The sequence below is a fragment of the Superficieibacter sp. HKU1 genome (genome assembly GCF_029319185.1).
Taxonomy (GTDB): Bacteria; Pseudomonadota; Gammaproteobacteria; order Enterobacterales; family Enterobacteriaceae; genus Superficieibacter.
This window is the reverse complement of the sequence record NZ_CP119754.1, coordinates 3229747-3256512: the sequence shown is the minus strand read 5'-3', so window position 1 is coordinate 3256512 and position 26766 is coordinate 3229747. Positions and strand designations below refer to the sequence as shown.

24 protein-coding genes are annotated in these 26766 nt (G+C 55.2%); 13 read left to right on the top strand and 11 right to left on the bottom strand.

From position 1 onward, the window contains the following. Positions 1-5: 5 nt before the first annotated feature. Both uraA and P0H77_RS15565 read left to right on the top strand, forming a co-directional pair. Positions 6-1286, top strand: a complete 1281-nt coding sequence (uraA, locus tag P0H77_RS15570; RefSeq protein ID WP_276157948.1) for a uracil permease — start codon at positions 6-8, stop codon at positions 1284-1286. Between the two features lie 100 nt (positions 1287-1386). Further along, positions 1387-2088, top strand: a complete 702-nt coding sequence (locus P0H77_RS15565; RefSeq protein ID WP_276165150.1) for a DnaA inactivator Hda — start codon at positions 1387-1389, stop codon at positions 2086-2088. A 15-nt stretch (positions 2089-2103) separates the two neighbouring features. On the opposite strand, the gene P0H77_RS15560 is transcribed toward P0H77_RS15565, so the two are convergent. The 3 genes from P0H77_RS15560 to bepA all read right to left on the bottom strand — a co-directional run bounded on the left by P0H77_RS15560 (position 2104) and on the right by bepA (position 4962). Then, positions 2104-3030, bottom strand: a complete 927-nt coding sequence (locus P0H77_RS15560) for an Rpn family recombination-promoting nuclease/putative transposase (RefSeq protein WP_276157946.1) — start codon at positions 3028-3030, stop codon at positions 2104-2106. 99 nt (positions 3031-3129) lie between these two features. Beyond that, on the bottom strand, positions 3130-3489 hold the full coding sequence (gene arsC, locus P0H77_RS15555; RefSeq protein WP_276157944.1) for an arsenate reductase (glutaredoxin): 360 nt from the start codon (positions 3487-3489) through the stop codon (positions 3130-3132). A 9-nt stretch (positions 3490-3498) separates the two neighbouring features. Continuing rightward, positions 3499-4962, bottom strand: a complete 1464-nt coding sequence (gene bepA, locus P0H77_RS15550) for a beta-barrel assembly-enhancing protease (protein ID WP_276157942.1) — start codon at positions 4960-4962, stop codon at positions 3499-3501. Positions 4963-5183: 221 nt separating this feature from the next. On the opposite strand from bepA, the gene P0H77_RS15545 reads away from it, so the two are divergent. After that, complete coding sequence (locus P0H77_RS15545; RefSeq protein WP_276157940.1) at positions 5184-6245, top strand: AI-2E family transporter; 1062 nt, start codon at positions 5184-5186, stop codon at positions 6243-6245. A 40-nt stretch (positions 6246-6285) separates the two neighbouring features. Here P0H77_RS15545 and bcp read toward each other — a convergent pair whose 3' ends face one another. Together bcp and P0H77_RS15535 are read right to left on the bottom strand one after the other, a co-directional pair. After that, positions 6286-6756, bottom strand: a complete 471-nt coding sequence (bcp, locus tag P0H77_RS15540; RefSeq protein ID WP_176917101.1) for a thioredoxin-dependent thiol peroxidase — start codon at positions 6754-6756, stop codon at positions 6286-6288. Positions 6757-6758: 2 nt separating this feature from the next. Beyond that, a complete protein-coding gene (locus P0H77_RS15535; protein WP_276157937.1) occupies positions 6759-7328 on the bottom strand; it encodes a glycine cleavage system transcriptional repressor in 570 nt (189 codons plus the stop codon). A 145-nt stretch (positions 7329-7473) separates the two neighbouring features. Here P0H77_RS15535 and dapA point away from each other — a divergent pair, with 145 nt between their 5' ends. The 6 genes from dapA (at position 7474) to ypfH (ending at position 14014) form a co-directional block, all read left to right on the top strand. Further along, positions 7474-8352 (top strand): 4-hydroxy-tetrahydrodipicolinate synthase, encoded by an 879-nt coding sequence (dapA, locus tag P0H77_RS15530; protein ID WP_276157935.1) that lies wholly within the window; start codon positions 7474-7476, stop codon positions 8350-8352. Positions 8353-8368: 16 nt separating this feature from the next. After that, the gene (gene bamC, locus P0H77_RS15525; RefSeq protein ID WP_276157933.1) at positions 8369-9403 is read left to right on the top strand and encodes an outer membrane protein assembly factor BamC; all 1035 of its coding nucleotides are present in this window, start codon (positions 8369-8371) and stop codon (positions 9401-9403) included. Between the two features lie 107 nt (positions 9404-9510). Next, positions 9511-10224 carry a phosphoribosylaminoimidazolesuccinocarboxamide synthase gene (gene purC / locus P0H77_RS15520; protein WP_276157931.1) on the top strand — a complete coding sequence of 238 codons (714 nt, stop codon included), beginning with the start codon at positions 9511-9513 and terminating at the stop codon, positions 10222-10224. Positions 10225-10354: 130 nt separating this feature from the next. Then, the gene (locus P0H77_RS15515; RefSeq protein ID WP_276157929.1) at positions 10355-11221 is read left to right on the top strand and encodes a neutral zinc metallopeptidase; all 867 of its coding nucleotides are present in this window, start codon (positions 10355-10357) and stop codon (positions 11219-11221) included. Positions 11222-11238: 17 nt separating this feature from the next. After that, entirely contained in the window at positions 11239-13239 is a 2001-nt protein-coding gene (locus P0H77_RS15510; RefSeq protein WP_276157927.1) for a GNAT family N-acetyltransferase, read from the top strand. 76 nt (positions 13240-13315) lie between these two features. After that, complete coding sequence (ypfH, locus tag P0H77_RS15505; RefSeq protein ID WP_276157925.1) at positions 13316-14014, top strand: esterase; 699 nt, start codon at positions 13316-13318, stop codon at positions 14012-14014. A gap of 42 nt (positions 14015-14056) precedes the next feature. On the opposite strand, the gene P0H77_RS15500 is transcribed toward ypfH, so the two are convergent. The 3 genes from P0H77_RS15500 to P0H77_RS15490 are packed head-to-tail and all read right to left on the bottom strand — an operon-like array spanning position 14057 to position 15761. Beyond that, entirely contained in the window at positions 14057-14245 is a 189-nt protein-coding gene (locus P0H77_RS15500) for a YpfN family protein (RefSeq protein ID WP_276157923.1), read from the bottom strand. A gap of 28 nt (positions 14246-14273) precedes the next feature. Further along, complete coding sequence (gene dapE / locus P0H77_RS15495) at positions 14274-15401, bottom strand: succinyl-diaminopimelate desuccinylase (protein WP_176917093.1); 1128 nt, start codon at positions 15399-15401, stop codon at positions 14274-14276. Positions 15402-15404: 3 nt separating this feature from the next. Then, a complete protein-coding gene (locus P0H77_RS15490; protein ID WP_276157919.1) occupies positions 15405-15761 on the bottom strand; it encodes an ArsC family reductase in 357 nt (118 codons plus the stop codon). A 627-nt stretch (positions 15762-16388) separates the two neighbouring features. Here P0H77_RS15490 and ypfM point away from each other — a divergent pair. Beyond that, a complete protein-coding gene (gene ypfM, locus P0H77_RS15485; RefSeq protein ID WP_015572204.1) occupies positions 16389-16448 on the top strand; it encodes a protein YpfM in 60 nt (19 codons plus the stop codon). 85 nt (positions 16449-16533) lie between these two features. Here the strand turns inward: ypfM and acrD are convergent, their stop codons facing one another. Further along, on the bottom strand, positions 16534-19647 hold the full coding sequence (gene acrD, locus P0H77_RS15480; RefSeq protein ID WP_276157917.1) for a multidrug efflux RND transporter permease AcrD: 3114 nt from the start codon (positions 19645-19647) through the stop codon (positions 16534-16536). A 338-nt stretch (positions 19648-19985) separates the two neighbouring features. Here acrD and aegA point away from each other — a divergent pair, with 338 nt between their 5' ends. The 3 genes from aegA to P0H77_RS15465 all read left to right on the top strand — a co-directional run bounded on the left by aegA (position 19986) and on the right by P0H77_RS15465 (position 23755). Continuing rightward, positions 19986-21956, top strand: coding sequence for a formate-dependent uric acid utilization protein AegA (aegA, locus tag P0H77_RS15475; RefSeq protein ID WP_276157915.1), 1971 nt, complete (start codon positions 19986-19988; stop codon positions 21954-21956). Between the two features lie 58 nt (positions 21957-22014). Continuing rightward, complete coding sequence (nudK, locus tag P0H77_RS15470) at positions 22015-22593, top strand: GDP-mannose pyrophosphatase NudK (protein ID WP_276157913.1); 579 nt, start codon at positions 22015-22017, stop codon at positions 22591-22593. A 118-nt stretch (positions 22594-22711) separates the two neighbouring features. Beyond that, positions 22712-23755 carry a DUF1176 domain-containing protein gene (locus P0H77_RS15465; RefSeq protein ID WP_276157911.1) on the top strand — a complete coding sequence of 348 codons (1044 nt, stop codon included), beginning with the start codon at positions 22712-22714 and terminating at the stop codon, positions 23753-23755. Here P0H77_RS15465 and tkt read toward each other — a convergent pair. After that, positions 23745-25739: a transketolase gene (tkt, locus tag P0H77_RS15460; RefSeq protein ID WP_276157909.1), complete on the bottom strand. Its 1995-nt coding sequence runs from the start codon at positions 25737-25739 to the stop codon at positions 23745-23747. The two genes, P0H77_RS15465 and tkt, sit on opposite strands and share 11 nt — an antisense overlap. Positions 25740-25760: 21 nt before the next feature. Next, positions 25761-26711, bottom strand: a complete 951-nt coding sequence (tal, locus tag P0H77_RS15455; RefSeq protein WP_276157907.1) for a transaldolase — start codon at positions 26709-26711, stop codon at positions 25761-25763. Between the last annotated feature and the right edge of the window lie 55 nt (positions 26712-26766).

Sequence of the window (26766 nt, the reverse complement as noted above, 5' to 3'; positions counted from 1 at the left end):
ATACTATGACGCGCCGTGCTATCGGGGTAAGTGAAAGACCGCCGCTTTTACAGACGATCCCGCTTAGTTTGCAGCATCTGTTCGCCATGTTTGGCGCAACCGTGCTGGTGCCTGTTCTGTTTCATATTAACCCCGCAACCGTGCTGTTATTCAACGGCGTCGGTACGCTGCTTTATCTCTTTATCTGTAAAGGCAAAATTCCGGCCTATTTAGGGTCGAGCTTTGCTTTTATTTCCCCGGTGTTGCTGCTTCTGCCGCTGGGTTATGAAGTGGCGCTCGGCGGCTTCATTATGTGCGGCGTGCTGTTTTGCCTGGTCTCCTTCATCGTCAAAAAAGCAGGTTCCGGCTGGCTGGATGTGATGTTCCCGCCTGCGGCGATGGGGGCCATTGTTGCGGTCATCGGGCTTGAGCTGGCAGGCGTAGCGGCCAATATGGCGGGCCTGCTGCCGCCGGATGGGCAATCTGCGGATACCAAAACCATTATCATTTCGCTGGTGACGCTGGGCGTGACCGTCTTTGGTTCGGTGCTGTTCCGCGGCTTCCTGGCGATTATCCCGATCCTGATTGGCGTCCTGGTGGGCTATGCACTCTCCTTCGTGATGGGTGTTGTGGATACCACGCCCATTGCACAAGCGCACTGGTTTGCGCTGCCGACGTTCTACACCCCGCGCTTTGAGTGGTTTGCGATTTTCACCATTCTGCCTGCCGCGCTGGTGGTGATTGCCGAACACGTCGGGCACCTGGTGGTTACCGCCAATATTGTCAAAAAGGACCTGATTCGCGATCCGGGCCTCCACCGTTCAATGTTTGCTAACGGGCTGTCGACCATCGTTTCTGGTTTCTTTGGCTCCACGCCAAACACCACCTACGGTGAAAATATCGGCGTGATGGCGATCACCCGCGTTTACAGCACCTGGGTGATCGGCGGGGCAGCGATTATCGCCATCCTGCTCTCCTGCGTGGGAAAACTGGCCGCGGCCATTCAGATCATTCCGCTGCCGGTAATGGGCGGCGTCTCGCTACTGTTGTACGGCGTGATTGGCGCATCCGGTATCCGCGTATTGATCGAGTCAAAAGTTGACTACAGCAAAGCGCAAAACCTGATCCTGACCTCGGTCATTTTGATCATCGGCGTTAGCGGCGCGAAAGTACACATCGGTGCGGCAGAGCTAAAAGGGATGGCGCTGGCGACCGTGGTTGGCGTGGCGCTGAGCCTGATCTTCAAGCTGATCAGCGTGTTGCGCCCGGAAGAAGTCGTACTGGACGCCACCGACAGCGACGCATAGTGAAGGCGAGTGTAGAACCGGGTGGCGATCCACCCGGTTCTCAGACAACCGTTTTGTGATAAACTCAACGCGATTTTTAGAAGCCCAGATTGAGGTCCATCTGAACACACCGGCGCAGCTTTCACTGCCACTCTATCTTCCCGACGACGAAACCTTTGCGAGTTTCTGGCCGGGCGATAACCCCTCTTTGCTGGCCGCATTGCAAAACGTGCTGCGCCAGGATCACAGCGGCTATATCTATTTCTGGTCACGCGAAGGAGCAGGGCGCAGCCATTTGTTACATGCGGCCTGCGCTGAACTCTCCCAGCGCGGCGATGCGGTGGGTTACGTCCCGCTGGATAAACGCACCTGGTTTGTGCCCGAAGTACTGGAAGGCATGGAACAACTTTCGCTGGTGTGTATTGATAATATCGAGTGCATTGCCGGGGATGAACCGTGGGAAATGGCGATGTTCAATCTTTATAATCGCATCCTGGAATCCGGTAAAACGCGCCTGCTGATCACCGGCGACAGACCGCCGCGTCAGCTTAAGCTGGGGCTTCCCGATCTGGCTTCACGCCTCGACTGGGGGCAGATTTATAAACTCCAGCCGCTGTCGGATGAAGATAAGCTCCAGGCTTTGCAATTACGCGCGCGCCAGCGTGGGTTTGAGATGCCGGAAGATGTCTGCCGTTTTCTGTTAAAACGGCTGGATCGGGAAATGCGCACGCTGTTTATGACCCTCGATCAGCTGGATCGGGCGTCGATTACCGCCCAGCGTAAGCTGACCATTCCCTTCGTGAAAGATATTCTGGGCCTGTAAGCCAGGCCCGGAGCATTAATGCTGGTATTCTGGAAGCTGTGCTTCAGAGAGGCCGGTCATGTCCATCACCAGCGCGGGACTGAGCCCTTTTTGTAGCATTAATTGTGCGATCCGAAGTGCTTCTTCCTGTTTTCCCTCCTGAATGCCCTGCAACTTCCCTTCATGACGTCCGTGTTCGCGTCCTTTCTGTTCCAGATAGTCTGCAATCGTCATTAGCGTCTCCTTATGTTCTGCCGAGCGGTGAGCCAGTTGGCGAATAAACGCTTCTGGATCGCGGGTGCTCCCGGCTTGTACCATGTAATTCAGCAGCGTTTTTAACTGATTGTGGGTAGTGTATCCCAGAGGCAGAAGCGTGACCAGTTGCTCTGTCAGTTCCGCCAAATCGCGCAGGCGGATGTGTTTTTGCAGCAGTTCAAGAATCGCCATTCGTTTATGTTGCATGATTTTATCATCAGGAATGACGGTAATATCGGCCAGCGGAAAAGCCCCACTATAAAGTTTTTGCGCGATATCGGGACGGGTAAACTCATCAAGCCAGCGCATTGAATAGGGGTAAGGGCTTTCGTTGCCGTGGTAAAACAGTACCGGGATGACCAGAGGCAAGGTTTCATGTCCGGCGTCCAGATGCCGTTGCATAGCGGCAATGGCATAACGCATAAGACGAAACGTCATATGGCGATCCGGTGAACTTTGATGCTCAATCAGCGCGTAGATATAGCTGTCGCCGTCTTCTGTTTTGAGTGAATAAAGGACATCGGAAAAGTAGGCTCGCAAATCTTCTTCAATAAAGCTACCGGACTCCAGTTGTAGCGTACTGAGATCGCAGATAGCGCGTAAAACGGGCGGAAGATGAATTTCAAGAAAATCGCGAGCCGTTTGTTGATGTGTCAAAAAGGTTTTAAAAACCGCGTCATGCGGTGATGAGGTTGCTCTTTTGCTCATGGCATCCATACCCCTGAATGATTTCAGGGCGACTCTACCATGGAAAAAAACGCCTGCTGCACTGAGTAAAACGTTTTGCGAGACGCCTCGGAGAAAATATCAGTTAACGATCTCCAGCACCTGCTCAGGCGGACGACCGATCCGTGCCTGGCCGTTGCTAACGACAATAGGGCGTTCGATCAGCTTTGGATTGTCCACCATCGCCTGAATCAGTTCCTGCTGGCTCAGATGTTCATCAGCCAGGTTGAGTGAGCGATACAGGTCTTCTTTCTGGCGCATCAGTTCCCGCGCGTCGGTCATACCGAGCATCGTTAACAGCTCGCGCAGGGTGGCCGCATCCGGCGGGGTTTCCAGATAGAGCACTACGTGCGGGTCGATGCCGTTCGATTTCAGCAGGCTCAGGGTGTCGCGGCTTTTAGAGCAGCGAGGGTTATGATAAATCGTTACCGTGTCGGACATGAACATTCCTCACATTTTTTCATACGGGCGGAAGCGCTGCTGCAGGGCGCGTAACTGATCGATACGCGCATCGTAGCGCGACTGTTCCTGACTGCCGAGCTTAACCTGCGCGCTGGCGCTGCTCAGTAGCGTAATGGCCTGGTCAAGACGTCCCAGTAGCGCCTGGCCTTCCGCACGGGCAGCCAGTTCACGATCGCGATGACCGTTTGCCGCCTCGGCTTCTGCCAGCAGATCCCAGCCGTTAGGATCGTCTTTATAAGTGAAGGTATAACGATTGAGGATGGTTGCGGCTTCGCGGGTCTGACCGGCCTGCACATAGGCGTTGGCAAGGTTAAGCTGCAGGACCGGATTGGTGCGGATCTCGCGTGCATTCTTCAGCCGGTTTATGGCGTCAGCGGCTTTCTTCTGCCCCAGATCGATATCCGTCGCCAGGTCAAGGTACCAGGCATTATTCGGTTCAGCTTTCAGCAGCGGTTGTAACGTCTGGCTGGCTTCGTCAAAGCGGCCAGCTTCCATGGCCTGCAGCGCCCGGCCATACTGCGCGGCATGCTGCTCGCGAATATTGCCTTTCATCCAGCTATCCAGCATATCACTGGTGAGCTGGTTACGTCCGGAATTGTACATCCCCAGCGCGCGGACTTTCGCCAGGTAAAAATCGGCTGACGACTGAACAACCACGGTTGGCATCTGATTTGCGCGGTTACGGGCATCGGATAAACGGCTTTCCGGCAGCGGGTGAGTGAGCAAAATTTCCGGCGGGCGGGACGAGTAGCGCGCCTGATCCAGCAGCTTCTCCAGAAAACCAGGCATCGCCTGCGGATCGAATCCGGAACGTTGCAGCACCTGAATGCCGATGCGATCCGCTTCCTGTTCGTTTTGCTGGGTAAAGGTGATTACTCCCTGGCGAGAACCGGCCAGCGTTCCGGTCAACGCCGCCATCCCGGCCTGTGGACTGGCCATCGCCAGCAGGATCGACCCCAGCGTGCCCGCCCAGGTCAGCGGCGCGCTGTTTTTTTGATCTTCCATCGCACGCGCCAGGTGGCGCTGAGTCACGTGGGAAATTTCGTGCGCCATCACCGAGGCCAGCTGGCTCTCGTTGTCGGCATAGCGAAAAAGGGCAGAGTGCAGGACCACATTACCGCCAAAAAAGGCAAAGGCGTTAATTTCGTCATTGTTAATCAGATAGAAGTGGAACGGCGTACGTACGGAGTTGGCGTGCGCGACCAGCCGCATACCCAGCGAGTTAATATACTGAACCAGTAAAGGGTCGTTGATTAACGGTGCGCTGCCGCGAAGCTGGCGAACGTAATAATCTCCCATTTGCAGTTCCTGAGCAATGGAGAGCGTGCTTCCTGCGGAGGTGCCCATATCCGGCAGCGTATCTGCGGGATCGGCGAAGACGGGCAGCGTCTGTCCCAGCGTTAGCGTGGCGATAAGAGTGGCTATCAGCGTTTTTTTCAACTGCCTGAACATAACCTCAATCCTGTTATCTGAATTTGCCAGTTTGACCGGCAATGTCACGTAATGTTCCACCGTTGGTGAGCTGCGAGTGTAGCCGCCTGCCGGGACAAAGAAAATAATAATTGTGCAACGGATAATGTTTCCCCGATACCACGTAAAAAGCGAAGGTTTTTTTGTGACAGTTCGATACAATTCTCATCTATTGCTTCAGTCACGCCCGCAGGGAAGGTTTTATGCTAGAAATGTTAATGCAGTGGTATCGCCGTCGCTTTAGCGATCCGGAGGCGATTGCGCTGCTGGTCATCCTGGTCGCGGGTTTTTGTATCCTGTTTTTCTTCAGCGGCTTACTGGCACCGCTGCTGGTCGCCATCGTGCTGGCCTATCTGCTGGAGTGGCCGACGGCAAGGCTGCAGCGCATCGGCTGTTCCCGGCGCTGGGCCGCGTCCATCGTGCTGGTGCTCTTTGTCGGCATCCTGTTGCTGATGGCGCTGGTGGTTTTCCCCGTCGCCTGGCAGCAGGGAATTTACCTGATCCGCGATATGCCGGGAATGCTCAATAAGTTGTCTGACTATGCTGCAAACCTTCCGCGCCGCTATCCAGCGTTAATGGACGCGGGCATTATTGATGCGATGGCAGAAAACATGCGTTCACGGATGCTGACCCTCGGCGATTCGGTGGTGAAATACTCGCTTGCCTCACTGGTCGGGTTACTGACCATCGCTGTCTATCTGGTGCTGGTGCCGCTGATGGTCTTTTTCCTCGTCAAAGACAAAGAGCAGATGCTGAACGCGGTGCGGCGCATTTTGCCGCGCAATCGTGGGCTGGCAGGGCAGGTCTGGAAGGAGATGAACCAGCAAATTACCAATTATATTCGCGGTAAAGTGCTGGAGATGATCGTCGTTGGCGTGGCAACCTGGATTGGGTTTATTTTATTTGGCCTCAATTATTCGCTGCTGCTGGCGGTGCTGGTCGGATTCTCGGTATTGATCCCCTACATCGGCGCATTTGTCGTTACCATTCCGGTGATCTGCGTGGCGCTTTTCCAGTTCGGACTCGGCACTGAGTTCTGGAGCTGTTTTGCGGTCTATCTCATTATTCAGGGACTCGACGGCAATCTGCTGGTGCCGGTACTGTTTTCTGAAGCGGTCAACCTGCATCCGCTGGTGATCATTCTGTCGGTGGTGATTTTCGGCGGGCTGTGGGGATTCTGGGGTGTGTTCTTTGCTATTCCGCTGGCGACGCTGATCAAAGCCGTCGTTCACGCCTGGCCGGATGGATTAACGCTAGAAGAGTAGACGACGCGGCCTGCGCGAAAGCGAGGCCGCAAAAGGTATATCAGGCGTTGGTTTTTACCCAGTTCAGCACGATATCGTGGTGATTGCTGGTTTTGAAATCATCAAAGACGTGTTCAATTTTACCGTCAGCGTCAATCAGGAAGCTGATGCGGTGAATGCCGTCATAGGTTTTACCCATAAAGGATTTCTCGCCCCAGACGCCAAATTGCTCGCATACCTGGTGGTCTTCATCGGAAAGCAGCGTAAAATTCAGCAGTTCCTTTTCGGCAAAACGTGACAGCTTTTCTGGTTTATCCGTGCTGATGCCCAGCACGTCGACGCCCGCTTTTTTCAGGTCATCCATGTTATCGCGTAGACCACATGCTTGTACGGTGCAGCCTGGCGTCATGGCTTTCGGGTAAAAGTAAACCAGTACTCGCTGCCCCTGGAAGTCGGCCAAATTTACTTGTTCACCGTCTTGATCGGGCAAGCTAAATTTCGGTGCGATATCACCGGCTTTCAGTGGATTCATTACTACACTCCATTCAGTTCATCATGCTGTGAATAATTGACGATGTTTATACTGCCTTGTGCATTCAATTCTGTACATAGGGCTTTGAACGCTTGTTCAAAAAGTGATGCATCCTGCGAGGCCGGGCTATGAGCGGTGATCTGAATAAATAACTGTGGAACGACGTTGTCGCTACCGGGCTGAGTACGCGATACCAGTTCGGCAATATTCATCTCATGAGTATAAAACAGGGTGGTAAAGCGCTCAATAAGATGCGGAGAATCATCCACCTCTACCTGAACCCAGACCATAGACGGCATAGCCGGACGCAGGTGGGCGGTGGTGCGCTTCATAACGATCAGTAAATCCAGCTCTGCGCCTTTCAACGGTAGCGTCGATTCGATAAGCGTAATGGCGTTCCAGCTCCCGGAAAGCAGCATAATAAACGTAAATTCATCGCCCAGCATCGCCAGGCGGCTGTCCTCGATATTACAACCGCAACTACTGACGTGACGGGTGATCGCATTGACGATTCCCGGACGGTCAGCCCCCAGCGCAGTGATAACCAGATAGTGTTGTGATGAGGCTGTCAAACCTGTTCTTCCTGTCAGAGGGAGGGTAATCATAAGGAAAGCACAAAAAAAACCGTCATACAACAGGCTCAAAGGTCTGAGTCTCTTGCTTTTATTACAGTTCCAAACGTACCATTAAGGTTCTTGTCAGCACAGAGGATGACCCATGTTCACGGGAAGTATTGTAGCGCTTGTCACGCCGATGGATGAAAAAGGTAAAGTCTGTCGGTCAAGCCTGAAAAAACTGATTGATTATCATGTGGATAACGGAACGTCAGCTATCGTTTCGGTCGGCACTACGGGCGAGTCTGCAACGCTGAGTCACGATGAGCATGGCGATGTGGTCATGATGACGCTTGAGCTTGCTGATGGCCGCATCCCTGTTATTGCCGGAACGGGAGCGAATGCAACCGCAGAGGCGATCAGCCTGACCCAACGTTTTAACGATAGCGGTATTGTGGGTTGCTTAACCGTTACGCCGTACTACAACCGTCCGACTCAGGAAGGTCTGTTCCAGCACTTCAAAGCGATTGCCGAGCATACTGACCTGCCGCAAATCCTGTATAATGTGCCTTCCCGTACCGGATGCGATATGCTGCCGGAAACCGTAGGCCGACTGTCAAAAATAAAAAATATTGTCGGTATTAAGGAAGCGACTGGGAACTTAAGTCGTGTTCATCAGATCAAAGAGCTGGTTTCAGATGACTTTGTTCTGCTGAGCGGCGACGACGCGACCGCGCTGGACTTTATGCAGCTTGGCGGTCACGGCGTCATTTCGGTTACTACTAACGTTGCAGCCCGTGATATGGCTGAAATGTGTAAACTGGCGGCACAAGGGCAGTTTGCTGAGGCTCGCGTCATTAATCAGCGCCTGATGCCGTTACACACTAAATTATTTGTCGAACCCAATCCGATCCCGGTGAAATGGGCCTGTAAGGAATTGGGACTTGTAGCGACCGATACGATGCGCCTGCCGATGACGCCGATTACCGACCACGGTCGTGAAATCGTCAACGCAGCGCTGAAGCATGCCGGATTGCTGTAAAGTTTAGGGAGATTTGATGGCTTACTCAGTACAGAAGTCGCGCCTGGCAAAGGTAGCGGGTGTTTCGCTTGTGATGCTTCTCGCCGCCTGTAATTCTGACTCGCGCTACAAGCGTCAGGTCAGCGGCGACGAGTCATACCTGGATGCGGCACCGCTTGCCGAATTACATGCGCCAGCAGGCATGATTTTGCCGGTTCAGAATGGTGATTATAACGTTCCTGTCGCCAACGGCAGCGGGGCGGTGGGTAAAGCACTGGACATCCGTCCGCCGGCACAGCCGCTGGCGCTGGTTTCCGGGGCGCGTACTCAGTTTAACGGTGATACCTCTACGCTGTTAGTCGAAGGTAATCGCAACAGTTCGCTGTGGCCGCAGGTGGTCAGCGTGCTTCAGGCGCAGAACTACACCATTGATAAACGCGACGATGCCAGCCAGACCCTGACGACAGATTGGGTAAACTGGAACCGTCTGGACGAAGACGAACAGTATCGTGGCCGTTATCAAATCAGCGTGAAAACCCAGGGCTATCAGCAGGCGGTGACCGTCAAGCTGGTTAACCTTGAGCAGGCCGGTAAGCCGGTTGCCGACGTCTCTTCATTACAGCGCTACAGCGCACAGATGATGAACGTCATTTCCGCTGGTCTGGACAAGAATGCCACCGATGCCCAGAATGCGGCGCAGAGCCGTACCAGCGCCACGCTTGACGTACAAAGTGCTGCCGATGACACCGGTTTACCGATGCTGGTGGTGCGCGGTCCGTTCAACGTTGTCTGGCAGCGTCTGCCAGCCGCGCTGGAAAAAGTGGGTATGAAAGTAACGGACAGCACCCGTTCGCAGGGTAACCTGGCGGTAACCTACAAGCCGCTGTCTGACAGCGACTGGCAGGAGCTGGGCGCGCGCGATCCGGGTCTGGTCTCCGGCGACTATAAATTGCAGGTCGGCGATCTCGATAACCGCAGCAGCCTGCAGTTCATCGACCCGAAAGGCCATACGCTGACGCAGTCGCAGAATGACGCGCTGGTTGCCGTATTCCAGGCCGCATTCAGTAAGTAATATCAGGGGCTGGAGCAATCCGGCCCTTTTTTCTGACGGCCACGCAAACGTGTGCGTCGGCAAAAAAGTACAATTTTTAACGTTAAATCATAGCTGGGGTAATAAAGATGCAAAAGCAAGCTGAGTTGTATCGTGGTAAAGCGAAAACCGTACACAGCACGGAAAACCCGGATCTGTTGGTGCTCGAATTCCGCAATGATACGTCAGCAGGGGACGGCGCGCGCATTGAGCAGTTTGATCGTAAAGGCATGGTGAATAATAAGTTCAACTATTTCATTATGAGCAAACTGGCAGAAGCGGGTATCCCCACGCAGATGGAAGCGCTGCTTTCAGACACCGAATGTCTGGTGAAAAAACTGGATATGGTGCCGGTAGAATGCGTGGTCCGTAACCGCGCTGCCGGTTCGCTGGTGAAACGTCTGGGCGTTGAAGAAGGTATCGAGCTAAACCCGCCGCTGTTTGACCTGTTCCTGAAAAACGATGCCATGCACGATCCGATGATCAATGACTCATATTGCGAAACCTTCGGCTGGGTGAGCAAAGAAAATCTCGCGCGGATGAAAGAGCTGACTTACAAAGCCAACGACGTGCTGAAAAAGCTGTTTGACGATGCCGGGCTGATCCTGGTCGATTTCAAACTGGAGTTTGGTTTGTACAAAGGCGACATCGTGCTGGGCGATGAATTTTCTCCGGACGGCAGCCGTCTGTGGGATAAAGAAACGCTCGATAAAATGGACAAAGATCGCTTTCGTCAGAGCCTGGGCGGCGTTATCGAAGCCTATGAAGCCGTAGCGAAGCGCCTGGGCGTGAAGCTGGATTAATCTGGTTTCGTTATCCTTCACCAGAGGATGGCCCCATCCTCTGGCTTTTGTCCCCGCTTTTCAGTGGTAATCCTGCGTTATACCGCCTACGATCATAATCAACATCAATAACTAAAAGACAGAGGTCGTTATGCGCTGGCAAGGGCGTCGGGAAAGTGACAACGTAGAGGACAGGCGGAACGACCCGGGATCGCCAATGATGGGCGGCGGTCGGGGATTTCGTATTCCCACGGGTAAAGGCGGGATCGTGATCCTGCTGGTCGTCGTGGTGGCGGGATATTACGGGGTGGATCTGACCGGTCTGCTCACGGGAGAGCCGGTATCTCAGCAGCAGACGCAGCGCTCAGTCAGTCCGCAGGATGAGGAAGCCGCAAAATTCACCAAAGTTATCCTTGCGACCACAGAGGATACCTGGGCCAAACAATTTTCCGCAATGGGGCGTGAGTATCAGCAGCCGCGGCTGGTGATGTATCGTGGCGCGACCCGCACCGGCTGTGGTACCGGGCAGTCGGTTATGGGACCATTTTACTGTCCGGCGGACAGCACCGTTTATATCGACCTCTCGTTTTATGACGACATGAAAAACAAGCTTGGCGCGGACGGTGATTTTGCCCAGGGCTACGTCATCGCTCACGAAGTCGGGCATCACGTGCAGAAGCTGTTGGGTATCGAAGCAAAAGTACGCCAGCAGCAGCAAAATGCCTCGCAGACCGACGTGAACCGTCTCTCCGTGCGTATGGAATTGCAGGCTGACTGCTTTGCCGGCGTCTGGGGCAACGATATGCAGAAACAGGATGTGCTGGAAGCGGGGGACGTGCAGGAAGCGCTGAATGCCGCTGAAGCTATAGGCGACGATCGCCTGCAAAAGCAGAGTCAGGGTCGCGTGGTGCCGGACAGTTTTACCCACGGTACCTCCGAGCAGCGTTATACCTGGTTTAAACGCGGTTTTGACAGCGGCGATCCGGCGCAGTGTAATACTTTCGGTAAATCACTCTAATTCGACAAAGGGCAGTCATGGACGAACTACGCGCGCTGACGGCGGCGATGGCGCAGGAAGGCATTCGCCGCCTGCTGGTGGTGAGCGGCGATCCGTCATGGAGTCTGGCGCAGGCTATTTCTCTGCGCCAGTGCCTGCCCGGTGACTGGCTGACCGTGAGTCCGCAGGCTATGCCCGAGCCGCATTGTCTGCCTCGCGCGCTGGTTACCCTGCTGGGCCGCGAGTTTCATCACGCCATTTTTGATGCGCGCAGTGGCTTTGACGTGGCAGCCTTTGCCGCGCTGGGCGGAACGCTGCGGGCCGGAAGCTGGCTGGTGCTGCTGGTGCCGCCGCTGGCGGACTGGCCTGCGCAACCCGACGACGACGCTGTCCGCTGGAGTGACACCTCCGCGCCCATCCCGACGCCAAATTTCGTCCATCACTTCTGCCGTGTTCTTCATTTACACCCTCACACTCTGGTCTGGCAGCAGAGAGAGCCGCTGCGGGTTCCGGCTTATCCCGCCAGACCCTCGTGGCGTCCGGCCTCCGGCGAACCGGACGCTGAACAGGGACGGGTGCTCAGCCAGTTGAGTCAATTACCTGAAGGTGTCGTGGTGCTGACCGCAGAACGCGGCCGTGGAAAATCGGCGCTGGCGGGCATGTTTATTCGGCAATTACGCGGAACCGCGATCGTTACCGCCCCCGCGAAAGCGGCGACCGACGTGCTGGCCGCCTTTGCGGGCGATGGCTATCACTTTATGGCCCCCGATGCGTTGCTGGCATCGCAGGCGGTTGCTGACTGGCTGATTGTTGATGAAGCGGCGGCGATCCCCGGTCCGCTATTGCAGCGGCTGGCGGCACGTTTTTCGCACGTACTGCTAACCACCACCGTTCAGGGCTACGAAGGCACCGGACGCGGATTTCTGCTCAAATTTTGTGCCCGTTTCCCGCAGCTTAAGACCTTCACGCTCGAACAGCCGCTGCGCTGGGCGCCGAATTGTCCGCTGGAGGCAGTCATTAACGCGGCGCTGTTATTTAACGATGGTACATTTTTTATCCGGCCCGAAGGGGAGCTGCGATTTAGCCGCGTAGAACAACGGGCGTGGCAGGTGCAGCCGCCACTGCCCGCCGCCCTGTATCAACTGCTGTCGGGGGCGCATTACCGCACGTCGCCGCTGGATTTACGCCGGATGATGGACGCGCCGGGGCAGCATTTTATCGCCGCTCAAAGTGACACCGTTCCTGCTGGCGCGCTGTGGCTGGTGGAAGAGGGAGGTCTAAGCGCCGGGTTAAGTCAGGCTGTGTGGGCAGGGTTTCGCCGCCCGCGCGGCAATCTGGTTGCTCAGTCGCTGGCAGCACATGGCGGCAGTCCGTTTGCCGCTACGCTCAGCGCAAGACGGATCACGCGTATTGCGGTGCATCCACTGCGCCAGCGCGAAGGCATCGGTCAGCGGCTGGTGGAGCGGGCCTGTCGCGCCGCAGAAGATTGCGACTATCTGTCGGTCAGCTTCGGCTATACGCCCGAACTATGGCGTTTCTGGCAGCGCTGCGGCTTTATGCTGGTGCGTATTGGCAGCCATCGCGAAGCGAGTAGCGGATGCTACACTGCGATGGCGATCCGCCCCTTCACCGCCAGCGGACAGGCGCTGGCAGCGCACGAGCATCAGCGACTGAAGCGCGATCTGCCCTGGCTAAGCTTGTGGCTTGACGAGACATTGCCGCTAACTCCCTGCGATGACGCTATGCTTAATGAAGATGACTGGTGGGAACTGGCGGGGTTTGCCTTTGCCCATCGGCCGCTGCTTTCCTGTGTCGGCAGTCTCAATCGTCTGCAACAGCAGGTCACTTTGCCGCTTCCCGCCCTGCGTGGCAGGATGGCGCAGCAGAGTGAGGCTGCGCTCTGCGTTGAACTGGCGCTCAACGGGCGGAAAGCGCTGCTTAATCAGATGCGTCAGGAGGCCGCCAGTGCGATGAAAACACTCGACGCTACGCGGACGGAATCGCTGCGCGACCAGGTGGTTCAACTGCAATATTTTTAACTAACTCATTCAGTTAAATGGCATGGTCATTACCCCCGGACGGCGTAAACTGCCTGTCACAACAAAGGAGACAGCCATGAAACACGATCATTTTATCGTCCAGAGTCCGACCACACCGGCGCAGCAATTGCTGCTGCTGTTTCATGGCGTGGGCGATAACCCTGTCTCAATGGGCCAGTTAGGTAGCTGGTTCGCGCCGCTTTTCCCGGATGCGCTGATCGTCAGCATCGGCGGACCGGAGCCCTCCGGCCCGGCACCGGGTCGTCAGTGGTTTTCGGTTCAGGACATCACTGAGTCCAACCGCCAGTCACGTATTGACGCCATTATGCCGGCCTTTATTGCCACGGTGCGCTACTGGCAACAGCAAAGCGGCGTTGGACCGCTGGCAACGGCGCTCATCGGCTTTTCTCAGGGGGCGATTATGTCGCTGGAAAGCATTAAGGCAGAACCGCATCTTGCCTCGCGGGTGATTGTCTTTAACGGGCGCTACGCCACGTTGCCAGAAACGGCCTCAACCGCCGCTACCATTCATTTGATTCACGGTGGCGACGATCCGGTGATTGACCTTGCCTGGGCGGTTGCCGCCCAGGACGCGCTGGTGAGTGCGGGGGGCGATGTCACGCTGGACATCGTGGAAGAACTTGGCCATGCCATCGACGATCGCAGTATGCAGCTTGCGCTCGATCATCTTCGTTACACCGTACCAAAACGCTATTTTGATGAAGCGTTAAGCGGTGGCAAGCCGAACGATGACGGGATTGTTGAACTGTTCTGAAAATAAAAACGGCGGAAAAGGTACGCTTTTCCGCCGCCAGCACTACTTTTTCTTCGGCCAGTCGTCTTCATCGTCCCACTTATCATTAAAGTCACGATGCGGGGGCAGCTCCGGCTTGTTGGCAAGAAATTTTTTGTGATCGACGCGTTTCAAATCTTTTATTACGTTCAGCAGTACGCCTACCAGAAAAATCAGTACCAGAACCCACCAGTATTTTGTCAGCCATTCCATGTGCGAATCCTCTATGTTGTGCGGCGCGTCAGGCGACGAGTTGTTCCATAATACGCTGATACATCCGGGCCAGCAGTTGCAAATCCGCAGCGTTGACGCATTCATTTATTTTATGAATGGTCGCGTTGACCGGACCGAGTTCAACCACCTGTGCCCCCATGCGGGCGATAAAACGTCCGTCTGACGTGCCGCCTGTGGTTAACAGTTGCGGTTTAATTTCATTATAGTGCTCAATGGCATTGACCACCGCCTCAATCAGTTTGCCACGGCCAGTCAGGAACGGCTGCCCGGAAAGCCACCAGTCCAGCGTATAGCGCAGCTGGTGTTTTTCCAGCAGGGCAACCACGTGAGCTTTAATCTGCTCATCCGTCAGTTCGGTGCTGAAACGGAAATTAAACTGGACGAACAGATCGCCCGGAATAACGTTATTGCTGCCGGTACCCGCCTGAATATTGGCGATTTGCATGCTGGTCGGTGGGAAGTAATCGTTGCCCCGATCCCACTCAATAGCGACCAGTTCGTTCAGCATCGGCGCTGCGCGGTGAACCGGGTTATCGGCCAGATGCGGATAGGCTACGTGGCCCTGCACGCCATGAATGGTCAGGTTGCAGGTAAGCGAACCGCGTCGACCATTCTTGACGACATCCCCCACAACTTCGGTGCTGGAAGGTTCACCCACCAGGCAATAGTCCAGTCTTTCACGGCGCGCCATTAGCGCTTCAACGACCTTAACCGTGCCGTTCTTTGCACTGGCTTCTTCATCTGAGGTGATAAGAAACGCCAGCCGGCCCCGGTGATGCGGATATTGCGCCACGAAACGTTCTGCAGCGACCACCATCGCCGCCAGCGAACCTTTCATGTCCGCAGCGCCGCGACCAAACAGCATACCGTCGCGGATCGTCGGTTCAAAAGGCGGATTGATCCAGCGATCGGCATCGCCGGCGGGCACCACGTCGGTATGTCCGGCAAAGGCCAGCGTTTCACCCTGTCCACGCCAGGCCCAGAAATTGCGGGTATCGCCCACATCCATATGCTCAATGGTAAAGCCAATGGCGCGCAGACGTTCAATCATTAATGCCTGGCATCCCGCGTCGTCGGGACTCAGGGAAGGGCGGCGGATAAGCTGCTGTGCCAGCTCAATGACCGGGCAAGACATACACTACACCTCGTCAAAATAGGTCTGGTAACCTGAATCATTAAAACCAAGCAGCATAGGCTTCCCGTGCGCGCAGAGCAATGGGCGTTTGATGATTGCTGGCATTTCGAGCATTAATGCGGCGGCCGAATTCGCCTCTTTTACCGCCGCTTTTTGCGCGTCATCCAGCTTACGCCACGTGGTGCCGCGGGTATTCAGTAACGCTTCCCAGCCAAGCTCATTGATAAATGTGCTCAATAGTTTATCGTCCAGGCCATCGCTACGATAGTCATGAAATCGATATGTCTGGTCATGTTCATCCAGCCAGCGACGCGCTTTTTTGACGGTGTCACAATTTTTAATCCCGTACAGAACGATCATGTTTAATCCTCTTGCATTGAATTGTTATTTTTGTTCAGATAGTTTGAATGAAATTTAATTATTCAGTATTGTCGCATAAGTAATCGCATGGCAACGAACTTTATATAAAGTGCATAAAAAATGCCTGTATTGATTTGCTTGTCAGCTAAATTTCAGATTGGGCTGAATATAAAAAAGGGTCATAACAGAAACGCATCAATAGTCCTTTTTCCCGCAATTCCGCTTATTATTGCGCTCACCGCATTTTTATCCTCCGGATCGTCATATTATTGTCATACAGGATCTGATTTGTAACAAGATAAATTGCGTACGCTAACAATCCTCGCGTTGAGGGTTAACACTATTAACTTACCCGCTATAAGCGCTGTGTTTAGCATTCCTGGGGCTGTCGCGCTCATGGCAGCGAAAACAGCCCCTGCAATTGATGTGGATTATCATTTCTTTTCTCTTAGCAACATTGTTTCAAAATATTGCTATGTGTCACATAAAAAGCAACGTATTGCGCTCATATTATGTTTAACCCGATAAGCATACCCCAGGAGGCGATAATCATTGCAGTGGCATCATTTTCTTCACATATATAAAAGAGTTTTGTAGAATAGCAATAATAAGAAAGAGAGGTTGTATATGATTGAACGTGAACTGGGGAACTGGAAAGATTTTATTGAAGGCATGTTGCGCAAATAAAATCTTCAGCCGTACTGGCAGTCAATACAGTACAAGAAAAAAGCGACCGTTAAGGTCGCTTTTTTGTTCATAACGGTTGAACATCTTATTCGCGTCGAGGCTTAAGCGGGAAGCGGCGGCGTACCAGCACAAAGAACAGCGGGACGAAGAAAATCGCCAGAATGGTTGCTGAGACCATGCCACCTATTACCCCGGTACCTACCGCGTGCTGGCTGCCCGAACCCGCGCCCGTACTGGTCGCCATCGGCAGCACGCCAAAAATAAAGGCCAGCGAGGTCATCAGGATGGGCCTCAGACGCTGACGGCAGGCGTCAAGCGTCGCTTTCACCAAATCCTCACCTTTCTGGTTCATCTCATTGGCGAACTCCACAATCAGAATGGCGTTTTTCGCCGACAGGCCAATGACCGTCAGCAGTCCGACCTGGAAATAAACATCGTTTTCCAGACCGCGCATCCAGGTGGCGAGCAGCGCCCCCAAAATACCAAGCGGCACCACCAGAATCACCGAGAAAGGCACCGACCAGCTCTCATAGAGCGCGGCGAGACAGAGAAAAATGACCAGCACGGTAAGGGCGTAGAGCGCTGGAGCCTGCGCGCCAGACAGTCTTTCCTGATAAGACATCGCGGTCCATTCCAGACCAAAACCGCCGGGCAACTGACGCACCAGTTTTTCCATCGTATCCATCGCGCTACCGGTGCTGACGCCCGGTGCCGCTTCACCGACTATCTCCACTGCGGAATAACCGTTATAGCGTTCCAGACGCGGCGAACCGGTTTCCCAGCGCGACGTCGCAAAGGCGGAGAACGGCACCATGTTGCCGTCTTTATTACGCACGTACCACAAATTAATGTCGCCCGGCAGCATGCGGTATTTGGCCGCCGCCTGGACGTACACTTTTTTCACCCGTCCGCGATCCATAAAGTCGTTAACGTAGCTGGAACCCCACGCGGTTTGCAGCGTATCGTTAATATCGTCGATGTTCACACCCAGCGCCTGCGCTTTACGCTGATCGATATCGATCTGCAATTGTGCGCTGTCGTCGAGGCCGTTGTGGCGTACGCGGGTGAGCGATGTGTCTTTCCCCGCCAGTTCAAGCAGCTGGTCACGGGCGGCCATCAGCGCATCGTGACCTTTGCCGGCGTGATCCTGCAATTCCATATCAAACCCGGCAGAGCTGCCGAGACCGCTGATCGCTGGCGGACTGCTGGCAATAACGCGCGCTTCATTGATATGAGCAAACTCCTTCGTCGCGCGTTCAATAATGGCAGAAGAGGAGCCGGTGCTCATATCGCGGTCATCCCAGTCCTTCAGGCGTATAAACATACGCGCCACGTTCTGCCCGTTGCCGCCCGGCCCGGAGCCAATGGTGGCAAAGATAGACGTCACATTGTCTTTCTCGTGGCTGAAGAAATAGTCCTCAACTTTTTGCACGACTTTCAGCGTCTGCTGCTGGGTAGAGCCGCTGGGAAGCTGAACCGAGGTGGTAAACATACCGCGGTCTTCCTGCGGTAAAAAGGAAGAGGGCAGGCGCAGAAAGATAAACACCACGCCGCCAAGCAGAAGCACGTAAATCAGTATCCAGCGCAGGCTGCGATGAAGGATCTTCGCCACGCCAGATTCATAACGCCGGGCATTGCGATTGAACGTGCGGTTGAACCAGCCGAAAAATCCGCGCTGCCCGTGCTGTTCACCTTTATGCAGCGGTTTGAGCAGGGTACAGCAGAGAGCAGGCGTCAGGATCATCGCCACCAGCACGGACAACACCATGGCAGAGACGATAGTAATTGAGAACTGGCGATAAATTGCGCCAGTGGTGCCGCCAAAGAACGCCATGGGTACAAACACGGCGGAAAGCACCATCGCAATCCCCACCAGTGCGCCCTGGATTTGGCCCATTGACTTGCGCGTCGCCTGGCGCGGCGAAAGCCCTTCCTCGCTCATGATACGTTCGACGTTTTCCACCACCACGATGGCGTCATCCACCAGCAGACCGATGGCCAGCACCATCGCAAACATGGTGAGGGTGTTAATGCTGTAACCGAAAGCGTAGAGTACGGCGAAGGTGCCCATTAATACCACCGGGACCGCGATAGTGGGGATTAACGTGGCGCGGAAATTTTGCAAAAACAGGTACATCACCAGGAACACCAGCACAATGGCTTCCAGCAACGTTTTGACCACATCGGTAATGGAGGCTTTGACGAAAGAGGTGGTCTCGTAAGCCACTTTGTATTCCAGACCGTGGGGGAAATACGCCGAAAGCTCATCCAGACGGTGCAGCACCAGTTCCGCCGTCGCCATTTCATTGGCTCCGGACGCCAGTTTGACGCCCAGACCGGACGCAGGCTGGCGGTTGTAGCGGCTGAGATAGTCATATTTCTCCGCCCCCATTTCGACGCTTGCCACATCACCCAGCGTCACCTCAGAGCCATCCTGATTCACCCGCAGAGTGATGTCGCGGAACTGCTGCGGCGTTTGCAACAGCGACTGTGAGTTAATGGTCGCGTTCAGCGCCTGCCTGTCGACCGATGGCGTACCGCCGAGCTGGCCGACGGCGATTTGCGCGTTCTGCGACTCGATAGCGTCGGTGACGTCTTTCGCCGTCATTTGGAAGCTGTTCAGTTTGGCCGGGTCCAGCCAGATGCGCATGGAATATTGCGAACCGTAGGCGTCGATATCGCCCACACCGTTGATGCGGCTCAGCGGCTCCTGGATATTACTGGCAACATAGTCGGCGATATCCTGCTTATCCATACTGCCATCGGTGGACACAAAGGCAATGGTCAGAATGTTGGTGTCACCGGTTTTACGCACCGTCACCCCCTGATCCTGCACCGCCTGGGGCAGTTTGCGCATCGCCGATTGAAGCTGGTTTTGCACCTGCTGCACCGCTTCGTCAGGATTGGTTCCGGCGATAAAACTCAGGGTAACGGTGGCCTGTCCGGTGGCACTGCTTTGCGACGACATATACATCAGGTTGTCGAGGCCGGTCATATTCTGTTCGATAACCTGGGTAACCGTATTCTCCAGCGTTTGTGCTGAAGCACCGGGATAGTTGGCCGTAATACGCACGTTGGGCGGCGCAAGATCGGGATATTGCTCAACGGGGAGTGAAAAAATTGCCAGGGTCCCCATCAGGCACAGCAGAATCGCCAGCACCCAGGCAAAAATGGGGCGATCAATAAAGAAATTCGCCATCGGAATCAGAACCTCGTTTGCTCATTTTTTGTTATTGCATTGCTCGCAACACTGTAGCGGCAAGGCCGGGCGTAATCGTGGAGAAATTAAGGAGATAATGTAAATTATCATACCGCTTTCCTGCCTTTCTCTACATTCGCTTACCGTGCAGGATAACTCCTGCCATTAGCGGCGAATGAAACGTAATTTCAAACGACGCTAAATAAATTGATCTATTACAGGTTCCCACAACATATTGCGGTTTTCCGGGCAAATGTCCATTGCCGGGTCTGCGGAGTTCGGTTAAGAAAATACACCTATAGAAATTGAGGCTTATTCCGCAACAAGAGAACCCTGCCATGAATCGTTTTATTATGGCTGATAGTGAAAAATGTATTGCCTGCCACTCGTGTGAAGTGGCCTGCGTGATGGCGCATAATGATGAGCAACACGTCGTCGCCAAATCGCATTTCAGGCCGCGCATTACGGTGGTGAAAAATGGGGAGCAACGCAATGCCGTGACCTGTCACCACTGTGAAGACGCGCCGTGTGCGCGTAGCTGTCCCAACGGCGCCATCCAGTTGGTAGACCTCGCCGTACAGGTCAACAACGAAAAGTGCATCGGGTGTAAATCCTGCGTGGTGGCCTGTCCATTTGGCACCCTGCAGATGGTCATTGCGCCGGTTGCCTCGGGGCGAGTGAAAGCCACTGCGCATAAATGTGATTTGTGCGCGAGCCGGGAGAACGGGCCAGCCTGCGTGCAGAACTGCCCGGCAGATGCGCTGCATATGATGACCTCAGAGCGACTGAGCGGGCTGGCAAAAGCGCGTCGGCTGAACGCTGCCCGGCGTGAAACACAGCACTGGCCTGAATCGCAAAGCGTGCCGGTACTCAGCAAACGCGATCAAATGAACACTACGCCGCCGCGCGGCGAGCCGGATAAGCTGGATATCACCGCCCGTAAAAACGGGTTTGCGGAGATCTATCTGCCGTTCAGCGATGCTCAGGCACAGCAAGAAGCCGTACGCTGCCTGACCTGCGGCGAGCACAGCATTTGTGAATGGAACTGCCCGTTGCACAATCATATTCCGCAGTGGATTGACCATGTGAAGCAGGGCGACATCATGGCGGCGGTTGAATTGTCGCATCAGACCAACTGTCTGCCGGAAATCACGGGCCGCGTATGCCCGCAGGATCGGCTGTGCGAAGGGGTCTGTACGGTGCGCGATCCTCACGGGGCAGTGACGATAGGCAATATTGAACGCTATATTTCCGATCGGGCGCTGGCGCAGGGATGGCGGCCTGATTTGGGGCACATCACTGCCACCACCAGACGCGTCGCCATTATCGGCGCAGGCCCGGCGGGTCTGGCCTGCGCCGATGTGCTGGTGCGCCAGGGCGTGCAGCCGGTGGTGTTCGATCGGCATCCGGAAATCGGCGGGCTGCTGACCTTTGGTATTCCCTCCTTCAAGCTGGATAAGTCGCTGCTGGCGCGACGTCGGGAAATCTTCACCGCTATGGGCGTTCGTTTTGAGCTTAACTGCGAAATCGATAAAGACATTCCGCTCGCCACCCTGCTGGAAGAGTATGACGCGGTATTTGTCGGCGTTGGCACCTACCGCTCCATGAAGGCCGATCTGCCGAATGACGATGCGCCGGGCGTCTATGATGCGCTACCGTTTTTGATTGCCAACACCAAAAACGTGATGGGATTAAGCGAGTCGCCGCAGTCGCCCTGGATTAACACCTGCGGGCAGAATGTTGTGGTGCTGGGCGGCGGCGATACGGCAATGGACTGCGTGCGTACCGCGCTGCGTCACGGGGCCAGTAACGTCACCTGCGCCTATCGACGCGACGAAGCCAACATGCCAGGGTCGAAGAAAGAGGTGAAAAATGCCCGGGAGGAGGGCGCGGAATTCGAATTTAACGTTCAGCCGGTGACGATTGAAGTGGACGGCGAGGGGCGCGTCAGCGGCGTGCGTTTCCTGCGTACGCAACTGGGGGAGCCGGATGCGAAAGGCCGCCGGGCTCCGAAGCCGGTGCCCGGCAGCGAGTTTGTGATGCCAGCGGACGCGGTGATCATGGCCTTTGGTTTCCATCCCCACCGTATGCCGTGGCTGGAAGCGCAGGGTGTCCAGATGGATAGCTGGGGACGGATTGCCGCCAGCGTGAACAGCCGCTATCGCTATCAGACCAGCAACCCGAAAATCTTCGCGGGGGGAGACGCGGTGCGCGGAGCCGATCTGGTAGTGACCGCGATGGCGGAAGGACGCCACGCGGCGCAGGGCATTTTGCAATGGCTGGGCGTCAGCCAGCTTAAAGCGCATTAACGACAAATGCGGCTTCGCGGCGTAAGATACCCCTTCCTTCTTTCATCGCGGAGCCTGTATGTCGTTCAAGATTGACGTTATAAAAGATAAAATCCTCTCCGAAAACTACTTCGTTCTGCGCAACATTACCTACGATTTAACGCGAAAAAATGGCGAAATCATCCGTCATAAGCGCGAAGTGTACGATCGGGGAAATGGTGCGACGATCCTGCTTTACAACCGCGATAAACATACCGTGGTCCTGATCCGCCAGTTCCGCGTGGCGACGTGGGTTAATGGTAATGAAGATGGACGTCTTATCGAAACCTGTGCGGGCCTGCTGGACGACGACGAGCCGGAAGCCTGTATTCGCAAAGAAGCGATTGAAGAAACGGGTTATCGTGTCGGCGAGGTGCGTAAGGTCTTTGAACTCTATATGTCTCCCGGCGGCGTGACCGAAATCGTCCACTTCTTTATTGCTGAATACGACGATGCGCTGCGCGCAAACGCAGGTGGCGGTGTGGAAGACGAAGATATTGAGGTGCTGGAAATTCCGTTTAGCTGCGCACTGGAAATGGTCGCTACAGGCGAAATCCGCGACGGTAAGACGGTGATCCTGCTGCAATATCTGCAGGCATCCGGGCTTATGCAACGCTAACATCGGCTCAACCCCTTTTAATGAGCGCAATCCGATAATTCTGATTGAGCGGTACATTTTTGCCAGTAGAGTTACGCCCTGTGTGAAATGACTCTATTCTGCCGGGGCTGTGCCGTTCATGTATTTTCGCGTTTTTCTGTTTTGGTTTATCGGAGGGTGCTGGGCCTCCGCTGCGTGGGCTGCGCCTGTGCAACAGGCGTTTACCGACTGGCAGGTCACCTGTAATAACCAAAATTTTTGCGTGGCGCGGAATACCGGTCAGCATTTTGGTCTGGTGATGACCATCGGTCGCAGCGCAGGCGCGCATAACGATGCCAGCCTGCGTATTGAACGTGGCGGAATAGAAACGTCATTACCGAAACCTTCCGCCATTGCACCACGCCTTCTCTTTGATGGACAACCCCTGAAATTCACCTCCCCGCGCTGGCGCATCGATCCGTTACGCATCATGACCAGCGACGGTGCGACGGTCGCCGCGTTTTTAGCCCAGATTCAGGACGGGCAGGCCATTACTCTGGCCGGTGGACAACAGACTATTTCCCTGAAAGGCCTGAAGGCCGCGCTGTTGTTTATCGACGATCGGCAAAAACGCGTGGGTAGCCAGACGGCCTGGATAGGCAAAGGCAATAATCCGCCGCTGCGCGTCCCGCCTGCGCCCGCGCTCAAAACGGTGGTGGCAGTGAACCCGACGCCCACGCCGTTAACGCATGAAGAACGCAGCGCGCTGCTGGACTACGGCAACTGGAAGATGAGTAATATTCAGTGTTCATTGGATCCCAGCCGCCGCGAAGTGCGCATCTGGGCGCTGACCGATCATAAAGCGCTAATGGCGATAAGCTGTGAGGCGGGGGCTTACAATACGGTCGACCTCGCCTGGCTGGTGTCGCGACGTAAGCCTTTTACCTCGTATCAGGTACGTTTACGCCTGCCGTTTACGCCGGGCAGCGGTGAAACGGATATGGAGTTGATGAACGCCGGATTTGACGAGAAAACCCGCGAACTGACGACGCTGGCAAAAGGGCGGGGACTGGCGGACTGCGGCATTCAGACGCGCTGGCGTTTTGACGGCCAGCGCTTTAGTCTGGTGCGTTATGCGGAGGAACCTAACTGCGATAACTGGCAGGGGCCAGATGCCTGGCCCACGTTGTGGATCACCCGTTAAGCACTTTTTTCGCCTTCCCGACGATATTTTCCACGGTAAAGCCGAAGTACGGGAACAGCTTTTCAGCCGGGGCTGATTCACCATAGCCGGTCATCCCGACTATCGCGCCTTTCAGGCCAACGTACTTATACCAGTAGTCGGCGATCCCGGCTTCTACCGCGACCCGTTTCGCGACGTCAGACGGCAGTACCGATTCACGGTATTCTTCATCCTGACTGTCAAACGTGTCGGTAGACGGCAGGGAAACGACCCGTACTGCGACGCCTTCCGCCCGCAGTTTTTCTGCCGCCAGCACGGTGATTTCCAGTTCCGAACCGGTGGCAATCAGGATCAGATCCGGCTTGCCGCCCGCATCTTTCAGCACGTAGCCGCCGCGCGCGATATCCGCCACCTGTTCCGGGGTACGCTCCATCTGCGCCAGATTCTGACGAGAAAGGATCAGCGCCGTCGGCCCGTGATGACGTTCAATCGCCGCTTTCCACGCTACCGCAGTCTCTACCTGATCGCACGGACGCCAGGTACTGAAGTTTGGCGTCAGGCGAAGGCTGGCAAGCTGCTCGACTGCCTGGTGCGTCGGACCATCTTCCCCCAGTCCGATGGAGTCATGGGTATAGACCATGATCTGCCGCGCCTTCATCAGTGCCGCCATACGCGCCGCATTACGCGCATACTCGACAAACATCAGGAAGGTGGCGGTGTAGGGGATGAATCCACCGTGATGGGCAATACCATTGGCGATCGCCGTCATGCCGAATTCACGTACGCCGTAGTGAATATAGTTACCGGCCGGATCTTCTTTCAGCGACACCGACTCTTTCCAGATCGTCAGGTTGCTGGGCGCCAGGTCTGCCGAGCCGCCAAGCAGTTCAGGCAGGCTCGGACCGTAGGCGTTAAGCGCGTTCTGCGAGGCTTTACGGCTGGCGATTTTCGCCGGCTCCGCCTGCAGCTTGTTGATGTAATCCTGTACCGTCTGCTGCCAGTCTTCCGGCATCCCGCCGCTCATCCGGCGCTTAAATTCTGCGGCCAGCGCCGGATGCGCCTTCTCATAGGCAGCCATTTTCTCTTTCCACGACTGCTGGCCTTTTTCACCCCGTTCACGGGCGTCCCAGGCGCGGTAGATCTCTTTGGGGATCTCAAAAGCCGGGTGATTCCAGCCCAGCTGCTTGCGGGCCAGCGCCACTTCTTCCTCACCGAGCGCGGAACCGTGCGATTCCTCTTTCCCGGCTTTGTTCGGCGAGCCAAAACCAATCACCGTCCGGCAGATAATTAATGACGGTTTATCTTTGACGCTTTGCGCTTCCAGAATGGCTTTTTTGATCGCCTCCGGATCGTGGCCGTCAATTTCATGCACCACGTGCCAGTGATACGCCTCGAAGCGTTTCGCCGTATCATCGGTAAACCAGCCTTCGGTTTCCCCGTCGATGGAAATGCCGTTGTGATCGTAGAAACCAATCAGTTTGCCAAGGCCCAGAGTGCCCGCCAGGGAAGAGACTTCGTGCGAAATACCTTCCATCAGACAGCCGTCACCCATAAACACATAGGTATAGTGATCGACAATCTCGTGATCCGGCTGGTTGAACTGAGCGGCCAGCGTGCGCTCGGCGATCGCCAGGCCGACGGCATTAGCCAGACCCTGACCGAGCGGCCCGGTGGTCGTCTCAATACCCGGCGTATAGCCAATCTCCGGGTGTCCCGGCGTTTTAGAATGCAGCTGACGGAAGTTCTTCAGTTCTTCTATCGGCAGATCGTAACCGGAAAGATGCAGCAGACTGTACAGCAGCATCGAGGCGTGGCCGTTGGAGAGAATAAAACGGTCGCGGTCATACCAGGTGGGATCGGTGGGGTTATGCTTAAGGAAGTCGTTCCACAGCACCTCAGCGATATCCGCCATCCCCATTGGTGCGCCGGGGTGGCCGGAATTGGCTTTCTGCACCGCATCCATACTCAGGGCGCGGATGGCGTTGGCAAGCTCTCTTCGGGACATAATGTTCTCCGTGACAATAAGTTACAGTTTAGCGGCCAGCAAATCTTCGAGTTTGCGCTGATCGACGGCGAACTGGCGAATGCCGTCCGACAGCTTTTCTACCGCCATAGGATCCTGGTTATGCTCCCAACGGAACTCGGCTTCGGTCATCGGAGCCGGACGATGGAACGTCGTGGACGGCGGCACCAGCTTGCGCTCAACCGGATCGGTACTGTCCTGCAATTTTTGCAGCAGATCCGGAGAAATAGTCAGGCGGTCACAGCCTGCCAGCGCCAGGATCTGTTCGGTTTTGCGGAAGCTCGCGCCCATCACGATGGTAGGGTAGCGATGCTGTTTGTAATAGTCATAGATGTTACGTACCGATTTAACACCCGGATCTTCATCAACGCGATAGGGGTCCATCGGTTTACGTGTGTTATACCAGTCGTAAATACGTCCGACGAAAGGTGAAATCAGGAATACGCCAGCTTCCGCGCAGGCGCGCGCCTGGGCGAAGGAGAACAGCAGCGTCAGGTTACAGTTGATGCCTTCTTTTTCCAGTTCCTCTGCGGCGCGAATACCTTCCCACGTTGACGCCAGCTTGATCAGGATGCGCGATTTATCAATCCCCTGATCCTGATAAAGCTGAACAAATTTTCGCGCTTTATCGATGCTTTTTTGTTTGTCATACGAGAGACGGGCGTCCACTTCGGTGGAGACGCGGCCCGGCACGCTTTTCAGAATTTCCACACCAAAATTGACCGCCAGTTTATCGCTGGCTTCCGCCACCTGCTGTTCCTGCGTCTTACCGCGCTGCTTACCGTACTCAATCGCATCCTTAATAAGATGGGCGAAATGGTCGAGCGCCGCCGCTTTCAGCAGCAGGGAAGGGTTAGTGGTGGCGTCTTCTGGCTGGTAGTGGCGAATGGATTCAATATCACCGCTGTCAGCCACGACGGTGGTGAATTGTTTAATACCGTCTAGCTGGTTCATTAAAGACTCCTTAAAAAGCAAAAAGATATACGAGTGCTTAGGCTCGCACTTCTGG